Raw genomic sequence first — 242 nt, forward strand, 5'->3', positions numbered from 1 at the left:
TTTGCCTGATTCCAAAAATTCTCAATGCCGTTAATGTGGTTCTGACGGTCGGCAAATTCCTTGGAATGGTTGATGCGGTAATGGATGAAACCGCTCACGTCCAACTTGTCATAGCTGCTCAGACTATCCGTGTAAACAATGCTGTCCGGCATGATTTTCTGTTTGATAACAGGCATCAAAGTATCAGACTTGGCATTATCCACCACAACAGTATAGACCCGTCCGTTGCGTTTCAGGATACC

Annotated in this window: 1 protein-coding gene; it reads right to left on the reverse strand. The window is 45.0% G+C overall.

Annotation, left to right across the window (positions count from 1 at the left end; genetic code table 11):
* The coding region (locus HMPREF2796_RS11610; RefSeq protein ID WP_246826978.1) for a transposase at window positions 1-242 on the reverse strand (242 nt) is incomplete at both ends.

Source organism: Eikenella sp. HMSC071B05, from assembly GCF_001811325.1.
Lineage (GTDB): Bacteria > Pseudomonadota > Gammaproteobacteria > Burkholderiales > Neisseriaceae > Eikenella > Eikenella corrodens.